Here is an 11668-nt window from a genome sequence, read left to right as displayed (position 1 = left end):
GGGCCTCAGCCGCGCCGGGCGCGGAAGAGGTCGGCGATGTTCACCTCGCGCGGACCGGGACGCAGGGTGAAACGGTCGCCGCTGCGCAGCGTGCCGCCGATGCGCACGCCCAGGTGAAAGCCGCACAGGCCCGACTGCCACATCATCCGCGCCGCGTGCTTGAAGCCCAGGGCGGCGTCGAGGGTGGGGCTGGGCAGGTGGGGCTCGCTCACCGCCAGCTCGCAGCCGCTGTCGAACACCAGCACGTCGCCCACGCAGGCCTGGGCTTCCAGCAGGCCCTGGAGCGTCAGCGCTTCGCCCAGCGCGCCGTAGGGCAGCGCTTCGCCCCACTCGGCGGCGCGGGCCTGGGCGCGCAGCGTCTGCCACAGCGGGTAGTGCTCGAAGGGATAGGCGAACAGGGCGCAGGCGGGCGTGGCCGCGGGCGGCTCGTCCTCGATGCCGTAGCGCTCGACGCTGCGGGCGTCGGCTGCGGGCTGGCGGCGCGGGGCGGGCGTGCCGTCGGGGGAGAGGGTCAGGGTGTTCAGGCTCAGGAGCTGCATCGCAAAAAGTTGGGTGCCGATGTCGGAATTGCATCACGGCATGTCGCTTGCCTGCTGTTCCTCCCCGGCGTGAAAGACCCCACGACTGTTCTCCGCTCATGCACCAAGCTTGCGCTATCCCAGGGATTGGGCAGTTACCACGCCATTACACTGCCGCCACACTGCACGCCCGGCGGCTTGGTATCGAAGGCCGTACCTGGGTGAAACCGCCTCTGCGATCCAGAGCGCTACGCACAGCCCGACGGTATTTGGCCTACCTTGCGACGAGGGCGAGGTTGACCCAATGCCGTCTTTCTCTCTTTAGATCGGAGTTCTCATGAACCAACCCGCCATGGAAGGCTTGCGCTTGAACGTCCCCGCTTATGTCCGTCATAACCGTCTGGTCGCCTGGGTCGCCGAGATCGCAGCCCTGACCGAAGCGCGTGACGTGTACTGGTGCGACGGCTCGCAGGAGGAGTACGACCGTCTGTGCCAGCAGCTGGTGGATGGCGGCACCATGAAGCGCCTGAACCCGGCCAAGCGCGCCAACAGCTACCTGGCGTGCAGCGACCCGAGCGACGTGGCCCGTGTCGAGGACCGCACCTTCATCTGCTCCGAGACGGCAGAAGGCGCCGGCCCGACCAACAACTGGATGGCCCCGGCCGAGATGCGCGCCCTGCTGCAGACCGGCGAGAACGCGCTGTTCCGCGGCGCCATGCGCGGCCGCACGCTGTACGTGGTCCCCTTCTCCATGGGCCCGCTGGGCTCGCCCATCAGCCAGCTGGGCGTGGAGCTCTCCGACAGCCCCTACGTGGCCGTGAACATGCGCATCATGACCCGCATGGGCAAGCGCGTGCTGGAGCTGCTGGGCGAGGACGGCGAGTTCGTGCCCTGCGTGCACACCGTGGGCGCGCCGCTGGCCGAAGGCCAGCAGGACGTGGCCTGGCCCTGCAACAAGACCAAGTACATCGTCCACTACCCCGCCACGCGCGAGATCTGGTCCTACGGCTCGGGCTACGGCGGCAACGCGCTGCTGGGCAAGAAGTGCTTCGCGCTGCGCATCGCCTCCAACATGGGCCGCGACGAGGGCTGGCTGGCCGAGCACATGCTGGTGCTGGGCGTGACCGATCCGGCGGGCAAGAAGCACCACGTGGCCGCTGCCTTCCCCAGCGCCTGCGGCAAGACCAACTTCGCGATGCTGGTGCCGCCGGCGGGCTTCGAGGGCTGGAAGGTCACCACCATCGGTGACGACATCGCCTGGATCAAGCCCACCGCCGACGGCAAGCTGCGCGCGATCAACCCCGAAGCCGGCTACTTCGGCGTGGCCCCGGGCACCAACAGCAAGACCAACCCCAACTGCATGGACTCGCTGCAGCGCGACGTGATCTTCACGAACGTCGCCCTGACCGACGACGGCGACGTGTGGTGGGAAGGCATGACCGACGAGGCCCCGGCGCATCTGATCGACTGGCAGGGCCAGGACTGGACGCCGCAGATCGCCAAGGAAACCGGCCGCAAGGCCGCGCACCCGAACGCGCGCTTCACGGTGGCCGCCACCAACAACCCGGTGCTGGACCCCGAGTGGGACAACCCCGAGGGCGTGGTCATCGACGCCTTCATCTTCGGCGGCCGCCGCTCCACCACGGTGCCGTTGGTGACCGAGGCGCGTGACTGGGTCGAGGGCGTGTACATGGCCGCCACCATGGGCAGCGAGACCACCGCCGCCGCCGCCGGCCAGCAAGGCGTGGTGCGCCGCGATCCGTTCGCGATGCTGCCCTTCGCCGGCTACCACATGGGCGCCTACTTCAAGCACTGGCTGAACCTGGGCAGCAAGCTGCAGGAGCAGGGCGCGAAGCTGCCGGGCATCTTCTGCGTCAACTGGTTCCGCAAGGGCGCCGACGGCAAGTTCACCTGGCCGGGCTACGGCGAGAACATGCGCGTGCTGCAGTGGATCCTGGGCCGCGTCGAAGGCACCGCGCCCCAGGGCGAGGAGCACCTGTTCGGCACCACGCCGCGCTACGAGGACCTGAACTGGACCGGCCTGGACTTCTCGGCCGAGCAGTTCAAGAGCGTCACCAGCATCGACCGCGACGCTTGGCTGCACGAGATCAAGCTGCACGACGAGCTGTTCGACCTGCTCAAGAGCCACCTGCCTGCCGAGCTGGCCGAAGCCAAGGCCCGCCTGGAGAAGCACCTGACGGCCTGACGCCCGTCAGCGCCGCTGCGTGAAGGCCCGCCCCGCGCGGGCCTTTTCCTTTTCATGGCGCCGGCCCTGCCTCGGGGCGGGTCGGCGCCATGGCCGACAATTCCGCCCATGAAACAAGACCTGACCGACCAGGAGCTCGCCGAGCTCGACGACCTCCTCGCCGCCGCGCCTGCGCCGCTGCAGCCGCTGGACATCGTGATGCTCGACGGCTACCTCTGCGGCGTGCTGGTGCAGCCTGAGTTGCTGGACGAGTCGCGCTGGATGCCGCCGATCTTCGACGTCGAGCAGCGCCCGCTGCCCGAGGACGCCGATGCCCAGTGGCTGGAGCGCTGCCAGGCGCTCATCCGCCGCCGCTACGAGGCGCTCAACCGCGCCCTGGCCGAGGATGGCGGCTTCGATCCCGTGCTGCTCGACGCCGAGTCGGACGGCGAGGACGAGGAGGGCGCCGAGGCCGAGCCCGAGGTTCCCCTGAGCGAGTACGAGCAGCAGGCCATCGACGACGCCAAGGCGCTGCAGGAATCTCTGCCCGAGGCCTCGCGCCCGCTCATGCCCTGGGTGGCCGGCTTCGAGCACGCGGTGCACAGCTTCCCGGGGCTGCTGGACTCCTCGGACGAGTCCGTGGACCTGACGCTGGCGCGCATCTTCCGCCACCTGCCGGTGCAGACCGACGAGGACCGCGAGATGCTGGCCACGCTGGACCAGGAGCTGCCGCTGGCCGACGTGGACGAGGCCGTGGACGACCTGATCATGGCCGTGGCCGAGCTGTGGGACCTGACCTCCGACCAGCGCTACGCCGTGCAGCAGGTGCGCCGCGACACGCCCAAGGTCGGCCGCAACGACCCCTGCCCCTGCGGCAGCGGCAAGAAGTTCAAGCAGTGCCACGGCAAGGACTGAGCTGAACGCATGCGCCTGCAGCTGCTGTCGGATCTGCATCTCGAAACCGAGAGCTTCACGCCCGAGCCCGCGCCGGGCGCGGAGCTGCTGGTGCTGGCCGGCGACATCGACAGCCGCTGGAAGGGGCTGGAGCTGTTCGCCCACTGGCCGGTGCCGGTGCTGTTCGTGGCCGGCAACCACGAGTTCGACCGCCGCGACATGGACGAGGCCTGGGCCGCGCTGCGCGCGCGCTGTGCCGAGCTGAACTTTCGGCTGCTGGAGCGCGAGCGCCTGGTCTGGACCGCCGCCGACGGGCGGCGCGTGCGCTTCGTGGGCACGGTGCGCTGGAGCGACTTCGAGGTCTTCGGCGCCGCGCAGCGCGTCAAGGCGCAGCGCGCGGGCGGCTACTTCGCGCGGGTGCAGCAGTCCACCCGCGGCGGCGCGCTCTTCGACGCCGCGGCGGTGCGCGAGGAAGGGCTGCGGTGCCGGCAATGGCTGGAACAGGAGCTGGCCGAGCCGGCGCAGGACCGCTGGGACGCCACGGTGGTGGTGACGCACTTTGCTCCCAGCCTGCGCAGCGCCGACCCGCGCTACGGCCGCCAGGCCAGCACCGCCAGCTTCTGCAACGCCGATGACGACCTCTTCCCCGGCGTGGACCTGTGGCTGCACGGCCACGTGCACCGCCGCCACGACTACGTCGTCGAGCACGCGGACGGCCGCCGCACGCGCGTGGTGTGCCAGGCGCGCGGCGCCGCGGACAAGGGCGAGCCCGAGGGCTTCGAGCCCCTGCGCCTGATCGAGCTCTGAGCCGCCGGCCGCCTTGACGTTGGACAAGGGCGGCCGGAGGGCGCGTGCGAAACTGCACACCTCTCAGCAACAAACTGGAAGGCTCACCCCATGAAGATCCTCGTTCCCGTAGACGGCAGCCCCTATACCAAGCACATGCTGGCTTACCTGGCGGAGCACGAGGAATGGCTCTCCGGCGCGCACCGGTACACGCTGCTGCACGTGGTGCCCGCGGTGCCGCCGCGCGCCGCCGCCGCGCTGGACAAGGACGTGGTCAAGTCCTACTACGAGAGCGAGTCCGAGAAGGTGTTCAAGCCCATCCGCACGTTCTTCAAGAACAAGGGCGTCGAGATCGACTACGTCAGCAAGGTGGGCCACGCCGCCGACCACATCGCCGGCCTGGCCGACAAGGGCAAGTACGACCTGCTCATCATGGGCTCGCACGGCCACAGCGCCCTGGGCAACCTGGTGATGGGCTCCGTGACCACCAAGGTCATGGCGCACTGCAAGACGCCCGTGCTGCTGGTGCGCTGAGCGCCCGCTGCCCGCGCAGGGCTCCGCTCCCATGAGCGGCCCTGCGCCGCGCCTGAATGCCGGCTCCGCGCCGGCATTTGCTTTTGTGCGGCAGCCGCGCTGCGCGGCCTAGCGCTCCAGCACCTGCCGCGCATGCGCCTCCAGTGCCTGGCCGATGCGGTCCAGCAGCGGCGGCGTGCCCTGCGAGCCCTCCAGCGCCCACTGGTGCCAGTACAGCGCCAGCGGCACCCGCAGCGCCGGGCGCAGCTCCAGCAGCTCGCCGCTGTCCAGCGCCGCGCGCGCCTGCAGCAGCGGCAGCACGCCGATGCCCCAGCCCATCATCGCCGCGCGCATGTAGGGCTCGCTGGCCGGCACGTGACGCTCCAGCAGCCGCGGCGCACGCAGGCCCAGCGCCAACTCCACCCAGCGCGTCGGCATGGCGTCCTTGCGGTTGAACACCAGGAAGGGCAGTTGCGCGAAGTTGCCTTCGTGCAGGCCTTGCGGCAGGTGCCGGCGCACGAACTCCGGGCTGGCCACGGCGCTGTAGGGCATCAGGCCCAGCGGGCGCACGCTGCAGCCGCGCAGCGGTTCGCTCAGCGCGCTCACGCAGCCCAGCACCGAGCCGTCGCGCAGCCACTCGTGCGTGAAGTCCTGGTCGTCCACCACCAGCTCCAGCGCCAGGGACGGGTGCTGCCGCACCAGCGGGTCCAGCGCCGGCAGCACCCAGGTGGCCAGGCTGTCGGCATTGACCGCAATGGGCACTTTCAGCTGCGGCAGCGGCAGGCCCAGCTCGGCCGAGGCGTCCACGCGCAAGGCCTGCCACTGGCGCGCCAGCCGCAGCAGCACGCGCCCGGCCGGCGTCAGGCGCAGCGGGCGCGCGCGCACCACCAGCGGCCGGCCCAACTGCGCCTCCAGTGCCCGCAGCCGCTGTGACACCGCCGACTGCGTGACGGCCAGGCGCTGCGCCGCGCGCTCGAAGCTGCCCTCGTCCGCCAGCGCCGCCAGGCAATCGAGCGCGGCCGTGTCCAGGTCTTTCATAAGTGTTGCTGATGAAGTCGCACAAGTTTTAAAGATTGTTCATGTACTGGAAGCGGCTGAACACAATCGCGCCCATGTCTTCCAACGCTTCCTCCGCTTTCCTCCAGGGTTGGGCCTCCATGGCGGGCCTGATCGTCGCTATCGGTGCGCAGAACGCCTTCGTGCTGCGCCAAGGCCTGCTGCGCGCGCACGTGGCGCCAGTGGTGGCGCTGTGCGCGGTGTCGGACGCGCTGCTGGTGTTCGCGGGCGTGTTCGGCCTGGGCCAGGTGCTGCAGGCCGCGCCGGCGCTGATGGCGCCGCTGCGCTGGGCCGGTGCCGCCTACCTGCTGTGGTTTGGCGCCCAGGCGGCACGCCGGGCGTGGAACGGCACCAGCGCCCTGGCCGCGGGTGGCGCGACGCAGGGACGGGCCGCCGTGCTGCTGACCACGGCGGCGCTGACCTGGCTCAACCCGCACGTGTGGCTGGACACGGTGCTGCTCATCGGCGCGCTGGGCGCACAGCACGCGCAGCGCGGGGCCTTCGCGACGGGGGCGGCCACTGCCTCGCTGATGTGGTTCACGGCGCTGGGCGCGGGTGCCGCGGTGCTGGCGCCGCGCTTGGCGCAGCCGCGCACCTGGCGCTGCATCGACGCCCTGGTCGCGCTGGCGATGGTGGCGGTGGCGTGGCAGCTGCTGGCTGCGTAAGCGCATCAGCCTGAGGCGCACCCGGGCTGCAGCGGGCGCGCACGGGGTCTGCCGGGAGGGGAAAAGGGGGCGCGCCTACAATGCCGCCCTTTTTTCGCGGACGCCCCGGGCGCCGTGCGTGCCATGACTTACTGCGCCATCGATTTCGGCACCTCCAACTCCGCCGTGGCCGTGCCCGACAGCGACGGCGGCACGCGGCTCGTCGCGCTGGAGGGCAGCCAGCCCACCATGCCCACGGCCGTGTTCTACGCGGTGGACCTGGACTCGGCGCATCCGCCCGAGCTGCACTACGGCCGCGCCGCATTGGCGGCCTACGTGGACGGCTTCGACGGCCGGCTCATGCGCTCGATGAAGAGCGTGCTGGGCTCGCCGCTGGTGACGCAGGACACCGACATCGGCGCCGGCCACCGCGTGAAGTACCAGGACGTGATCGCCGCCTTCCTGCGCCGGCTCAAGGCGCAGGCGGAAACCCAGCTGGGCGCCCCGGTCCGCCGCGCGGTGCTGGGTCGGCCGGTGTTCTTCGTGGACGAGGACGCCGGGCGCGACGCCGCGGCGCAGGCCGCGCTGGAAGCGGCGGCGCGCTCGGTGGGCTTCGAGGAGCTGCAGTTCCAGTACGAGCCCATCGCCGCGGCGCTGGACCACGAGCGCAACGTGCAGCGCGAGGAGCTCGTCCTGGTGGCCGACATCGGCGGCGGCACCTCGGACTTCTCGCTGGTGCGCGTGGGGCCCGGCCGCAGCGAGCGGCTGCAGCGGCAGGACGACATCCTGGCCAGCCACGGCGTGCACGTGGCGGGCACCGACTTCGATCGCCGCATCGAGCTGCTGGCGGTGCTGCCGTGCTGCGGCTTTCGCGGCCAGGGTCCCAGTGGGCGCGAGGTGCCCAGCAAGGTCTATTTCGACCTCGCCACCTGGCACCTGATCAACACCGTCTACACCCCGCCGCGCGTGGCGGAACTGCGCGGCATGCGCGACTTCTACGCCGATCCGCTCCAGCACCGGCGCCTGATGAAGGTGGTGCAGGATCACCTGGGTCATGCGCTGGGCTCGCTGGCGGAAGGCGCCAAGATCGAAGTGGCGCACTCGGGGCACGCGTGCATCGACCTGTCGCTGCTGGAGCCGGGCCTGGCCTCGGAACTCGATGAAACGCAGGCGCTGCAGGCGCTGGACGCCGACCTGCAGCGCATCGCCGACGCGGCCGTGGAGACGGTGCGCCGCGCCGGCGTGGCGCCGGCCGAGGTGGGTGCGCTCTATTTCACCGGCGGCTCCACGGGGCTGAAGCCGCTGACCGATCGCATCGCCGCCGCCTTCCCGGCCGCGCGCAGCGTGCGCGGCGAGCGCTTCGCCAGCGTGGCGCAAGGCTTGGGCTTGCACGCAGCGCGCTGCTTCGGCGCCGTGCAGTGAGAGGCGTCCCGCGTCCAGCCTGGACGTGGGGTTATCAAGCTCAGCGCCGCGGGGGCGGGCGGCGTCCGGGCGGCGGGCCGGGGCGGCGGGCCGTCTTGCGTGCGGGCGGCTGGGCCTTGCGCGGGCGCGAGATGTCGGCCAGCAGCAGGCTGGCACGCACCAGCATTTCCACGGCCTCGGCCATGTCGGACGGCGGCTCCAGGGTCTCGATCTCGGCCAGCAGGTCGTCAGCGTCTTCCAGGTCCTCGGGATCGAGGTGCATGAACAGCTGCGCCAGCGGCTCCAGCAGGGCGGGGCCGTCGAGGCGCATGAGCGCGGGGAAGAACTCCATGGCGGTGGCGAAGCCGGCCACCCAGGGCATCACGGCCTCAGAGGGGCTGGCGTCCTCGTCCAGCTCCCACACCCAGGGATCGAACCACTGGCGCTGCGCGATGGCGCGCTCCAGCTCGGCGTGACGGCGACGCACCAGCTCATGCAGCCGCTGCAGCGAAGCGCTGGGCGGGGCCTCGCGGCCATCGGCGTCGGTGACGTGGCGCAGCCACTGCGCGGCGGGCACGGTCTGCGGCTGCAGCAGCACGCCGACCAGGTAGCCGTCGGTCATCGACACGTCCAGCGGCTCCAGCGGCGTGGGCAGCGCATCGAGCAACTGCTCCAGTTCGGCCAGCTCGCGCTCGTCCAGTGGGGAAAATTCGGGGGCGGAACGCGGGGTCATGGATGCATTGTCCCTTGTGTCAGGGGTATGGTCCTGCCAGGGCTTGCCTAAATTGCCGATGTTGCTCGGGCCGCCATGCGGCGCGTCCGGTCTGCCGATCCCAACGACGTCCTTTCCGAGGACTTCAAGCGCCTTCCCCGCAAGGGGCGGGCGTTTTTTTTGGCCGGCCGGGCGCGCCGCCCGCGGTTTTGCCTACATGCGCCAGTCCAGGCGCTGGGGCTGTGAACCCAGGTGCAGGCTGCGTTCCTGCGCCGTCCCGCCGATGCGGGCTTGCACGCGGTAATCGCCGGGCGGCAGGTTCACCATCAGCAGCGGGCCGGCCTGGCCCACCTCCAGCAGCGGTGCGCCCTGGGCGTTGGCGATGCGCACGCTGTCGGGGACCGCGTAGGCGCCGCCGTCGGCACTGAAGACGATCAGCAGCGGGAACTGCGGCCATTGCGCCATCAGCTGCGAACGCTCCTCGTCGCCGGCGCCGCCGCTGAGGTACTTCACGGCGTCGGACGCCTGCGGGACGCTGCGGCTTTCCGTCTCCTGCTGCGTCCAGGCCGCGCCGCTGCACAGCGCCAGCCACAACACCGCCATCCGGCCGAGCCGTTTCATGCATCACCTCCGCATCGCTGTTCGGATGCGGAGCAGGCTACGGGCCAGGGCAGGGCGCGTCTGTCAGGCGGCAGCGCCGGGGCTTGTGGGACGGGGCTGACAAGTTCCGGGACGCCACGTCCCGAACGTGGGGCTCAAAGCGCCTTGTCGTTGCGGGCCGAAAGCGTGAGCAGCGGCTTGGCGGGCAGCGCCGCGCGCTCCTGCGGCCAGTGGCTGCCGCGGCGCTCGACGTCCTTGATCTGCTCGATCTCCACCATGCTCGGGCCGTGCACGATGCCGAGCATCGCGGCGGCGGCGTGGCTGAGGTCGATCACGTGGCCCTTGTGGAACGGGCCGCGGTCGTTGATGCGCACCACCACTTCGCGGCCGTTGGCCGGATTGCGCACCCGTGCGTAGCTCGGGATGGGCAAGGTGGGATGCGCTGCCGTCAGTGCGTGGCGGTTGTAGCGCTCGCCGCTGGCGGTGCGGCGGCCTTGGAAACGGTGCGCATACCAGGAGGCGCGGCCGCGCTGCACTTTTTTCCTGGCTGCAGCCGGTTGCACCATGGAAGAGGGCACCTGCACCGTATCGGCGGCCTGGGCGGTGTCGGCGGGAACGGTCTGCGGCGCCGGCAGGGTTGCCGCAGGCGAAGGCAGTGCCGAGCCTGCGACGGAAGAATCCTGGCCCGTGGCACAACCTGCCAGGAATACCAGCAATGCGCCGGCGAAATGGTTCGTGATGCGAGGCATCGGCGGCTCCTACGTCTGAGCGGCCCGGCAGCGGCCGGTACCCCGGCCACCGATCGCGCCGTACTGCGGACCGCGGCATGCACGCACGGCCGAAAGAACTGCGGGGTTCTTGCAGATGCCTTTCTCAACAACCCTGGCCCGTTGCAGGCCGTGAAAGGCATCTGTGACTGCTGATTTGGCGCGCCTGGCTGGGATCGAACCAGCAACCCCTGCCTTCGGAGGGCAGAGAATATGGACTTCAGGCGACATCCGCGCACATCACTTCCCTCTGCGTGCGTACTTGAAGGTACTTGGAAGTGCGCTAGAGTTTTTCATACCGAATTCATACCTGTTCGACCGTGAAAGTGAAGTTGAACACCGTCGCTGCGCGCGACGCCTTGCCGGTACGGCGCGATCCGTACTGGCAACGCATCGAAAAAGGGTGCTACGTGGGATACCGGCGCATGAGCACGGCGACTCCCGGAACTTGGCTGGCGCGCTACTACGACGACGCGGCAGGAAAAAACCGGTGGACCACGCTCGGTGCTCTCGATCACTTGCCTGCCAACGAACGCTTCGATGCGGCGCAGCGGGCAGCGCGTGAATGGTTCGACCACCTGGGTAAGGGCGGCAGCGACGAGAACTGTACCGTACGAGGCGCCTGCGAGCGCTACGTCGAGCACCTGCGGCATGAGTCCGGCGAGGCAAAAGCCGCGGAAGCCTCTGCGCGGTTCCGCCGCTACGTCTACGACGAAAGGCTGGCTGGTTTCGACATCAAAAAGCTGACCGCTGCACACCTAAAGGATTGGCGACGCAAGCTGGCTGCCAAACCGGTGGCCAGCAAGGACGGTGGGAAGCGTGCCGACAGCACGTTGAACCGCGACATGGCGAGCTTCCGGGCCGCGCTCAATCTGGCACTGGCCGACGGTTTAGTGACGAGTTCACATGCATGGGAGCAGGCCCTGCGGCCGATCTCTGGCGCCGATGGGCGGCGCGATACTTATCTCGACCCTGATCAGCGACGACGTCTGGTTGATGCGGCGCAGCCTGCGCTGCAGTCTTTTTTGAAGGCGCTGTGTGCATTGCCGCTGCGCCCGGGGGCGTTGGCGCAGCTCAACGTCGCCGACTTCAACGCGAGGCTCGGCACGTTGCGAGTCGGGGCCGACAAAGCGGGGGCTGACCGCCGCATCCCGTTGCCAGCAGCCACGGTTGGGTTCCTGGCTGAAGCGGCACGCGACAAACTGCCGCAGGCTCCGCTGTTCGTCGATGCGAACGGTCGGCGCTGGGACAAGGACAGTTGGAAGTGGCCAATCAAAGCTGCGGTTTCGGGTGCAGGGTTGCCTGACTCAGTGACGGCATACACGCTGCGGCACAGCGTCATCACCGATCTCGTGAGCCGGCATGGTCTGGATCTCACAACCGTGGCTGTGCTGGCCGGCACGTCAGTCGAGATGATCGCCAAACACTACGCACACCTGCAGCAGGACTACGCACGGAACGCGCTTGCTCAATTGGTGTTGTAGAGGAGCAACAAAATATTTTCAGCGCAACGTTTTGTTGGTGCGCCAACGTTTCGTTGAGTTGCCGATCTCGTGGCCCTGTCTAAGTCTGGTCACACGGCCGCGACCGCC

At 69.7% G+C, this 11668-nt stretch carries 12 protein-coding genes; 7 read left to right on the top strand and 5 right to left on the bottom strand.

Annotated features, from left to right (window positions below; translation table 11 throughout):
• Positions 1-5 precede the first annotated feature (5 nt).
• Complete coding sequence (locus H537_RS0134550; protein WP_043461413.1) at positions 6-539, bottom strand: MOSC domain-containing protein; 534 nt, start codon at positions 537-539, stop codon at positions 6-8.
• A gap of 316 nt (positions 540-855) precedes the next feature.
• Between H537_RS0134550 and H537_RS0134545 the strand changes: the two genes are divergently transcribed.
• The 4 genes from H537_RS0134545 to H537_RS0134530 all read left to right on the top strand — a co-directional run bounded on the left by H537_RS0134545 (position 856) and on the right by H537_RS0134530 (position 4917).
• Complete coding sequence (locus H537_RS0134545) at positions 856-2724, top strand: phosphoenolpyruvate carboxykinase (GTP) (protein ID WP_029001527.1); 1869 nt, start codon at positions 856-858, stop codon at positions 2722-2724.
• Between the two features lie 108 nt (positions 2725-2832).
• Complete coding sequence (locus H537_RS0134540; protein WP_043461411.1) at positions 2833-3618, top strand: UPF0149 family protein; 786 nt, start codon at positions 2833-2835, stop codon at positions 3616-3618.
• A gap of 9 nt (positions 3619-3627) precedes the next feature.
• Positions 3628-4404, top strand: a complete 777-nt coding sequence (locus H537_RS0134535) for a metallophosphoesterase (protein WP_029001525.1) — start codon at positions 3628-3630, stop codon at positions 4402-4404.
• A gap of 90 nt (positions 4405-4494) precedes the next feature.
• Positions 4495-4917 carry a universal stress protein gene (locus H537_RS0134530; protein ID WP_029001524.1) on the top strand — a complete coding sequence of 141 codons (423 nt, stop codon included), beginning with the start codon at positions 4495-4497 and terminating at the stop codon, positions 4915-4917.
• Positions 4918-5025: 108 nt separating this feature from the next.
• Here H537_RS0134530 and H537_RS0134525 read toward each other — a convergent pair whose 3' ends face one another.
• Positions 5026-5934, bottom strand: coding sequence for a LysR family transcriptional regulator ArgP (locus H537_RS0134525; RefSeq protein ID WP_029001523.1), 909 nt, complete (start codon positions 5932-5934; stop codon positions 5026-5028).
• Between the two features lie 74 nt (positions 5935-6008).
• Here H537_RS0134525 and H537_RS0134515 point away from each other — a divergent pair, with 74 nt between their 5' ends.
• Together H537_RS0134515 and H537_RS0134510 are read left to right on the top strand one after the other, a co-directional pair.
• Positions 6009-6617 carry a LysE/ArgO family amino acid transporter gene (locus H537_RS0134515; RefSeq protein ID WP_043461479.1) on the top strand — a complete coding sequence of 203 codons (609 nt, stop codon included), beginning with the start codon at positions 6009-6011 and terminating at the stop codon, positions 6615-6617.
• A gap of 123 nt (positions 6618-6740) precedes the next feature.
• Positions 6741-8018 carry an Hsp70 family protein gene (locus H537_RS0134510; RefSeq protein WP_029001521.1) on the top strand — a complete coding sequence of 426 codons (1278 nt, stop codon included), beginning with the start codon at positions 6741-6743 and terminating at the stop codon, positions 8016-8018.
• A 40-nt stretch (positions 8019-8058) separates the two neighbouring features.
• Here the strand turns inward: H537_RS0134510 and H537_RS47235 are convergent, their stop codons facing one another.
• From H537_RS47235 to H537_RS47225, 3 genes are all read right to left on the bottom strand, one after another.
• Entirely contained in the window at positions 8059-8730 is a 672-nt protein-coding gene (locus H537_RS47235) for a YecA/YgfB family protein (RefSeq protein ID WP_043461408.1), read from the bottom strand.
• A 192-nt stretch (positions 8731-8922) separates the two neighbouring features.
• Positions 8923-9330: a hypothetical protein gene (locus H537_RS50005; protein WP_156902135.1), complete on the bottom strand. Its 408-nt coding sequence runs from the start codon at positions 9328-9330 to the stop codon at positions 8923-8925.
• A 134-nt stretch (positions 9331-9464) separates the two neighbouring features.
• Positions 9465-10058, bottom strand: a complete 594-nt coding sequence (locus H537_RS47225) for a septal ring lytic transglycosylase RlpA family protein (protein WP_064736099.1) — start codon at positions 10056-10058, stop codon at positions 9465-9467.
• A gap of 338 nt (positions 10059-10396) precedes the next feature.
• On the opposite strand from H537_RS47225, the gene H537_RS0134485 reads away from it, so the two are divergent.
• Positions 10397-11560 (top strand): tyrosine-type recombinase/integrase, encoded by a 1164-nt coding sequence (locus H537_RS0134485; protein WP_029001520.1) that lies wholly within the window; start codon positions 10397-10399, stop codon positions 11558-11560.
• Positions 11561-11668: the final 108 nt, after the last annotated feature.

The sequence above is a fragment of the Azohydromonas australica DSM 1124 genome, assembly GCF_000430725.1.
In the GTDB taxonomy this organism is placed as follows: Bacteria; Pseudomonadota; Gammaproteobacteria; order Burkholderiales; family Burkholderiaceae_C; genus Azohydromonas; species Azohydromonas australica.
This window is presented reverse-complemented; position numbering and strand designations above follow the sequence as displayed.

Coding starts and splice junctions, on each gene's coding strand:
- H537_RS0134550 (WP_043461413.1), bottom strand. CDS start 539: ATGCAGCTCCTGAGCCTGAACACCCTGACCCTCTCCCCCGACGGCACG.
- H537_RS0134545 (WP_029001527.1), top strand. CDS start 856: ATGAACCAACCCGCCATGGAAGGCTTGCGCTTGAACGTCCCCGCTTAT.
- H537_RS0134540 (WP_043461411.1), top strand. CDS start 2,833: ATGAAACAAGACCTGACCGACCAGGAGCTCGCCGAGCTCGACGACCTC.
- H537_RS0134535 (WP_029001525.1), top strand. CDS start 3,628: ATGCGCCTGCAGCTGCTGTCGGATCTGCATCTCGAAACCGAGAGCTTC.
- H537_RS0134530 (WP_029001524.1), top strand. CDS start 4,495: ATGAAGATCCTCGTTCCCGTAGACGGCAGCCCCTATACCAAGCACATG.
- H537_RS0134525 (WP_029001523.1), bottom strand. CDS start 5,934: ATGAAAGACCTGGACACGGCCGCGCTCGATTGCCTGGCGGCGCTGGCG.
- H537_RS0134515 (WP_043461479.1), top strand. CDS start 6,009: ATGTCTTCCAACGCTTCCTCCGCTTTCCTCCAGGGTTGGGCCTCCATG.
- H537_RS0134510 (WP_029001521.1), top strand. CDS start 6,741: ATGACTTACTGCGCCATCGATTTCGGCACCTCCAACTCCGCCGTGGCC.
- H537_RS47235 (WP_043461408.1), bottom strand. CDS start 8,730: ATGACCCCGCGTTCCGCCCCCGAATTTTCCCCACTGGACGAGCGCGAG.
- H537_RS50005 (WP_156902135.1), bottom strand. CDS start 9,330: ATGAAACGGCTCGGCCGGATGGCGGTGTTGTGGCTGGCGCTGTGCAGC.
- H537_RS47225 (WP_064736099.1), bottom strand. CDS start 10,058: ATGCCTCGCATCACGAACCATTTCGCCGGCGCATTGCTGGTATTCCTG.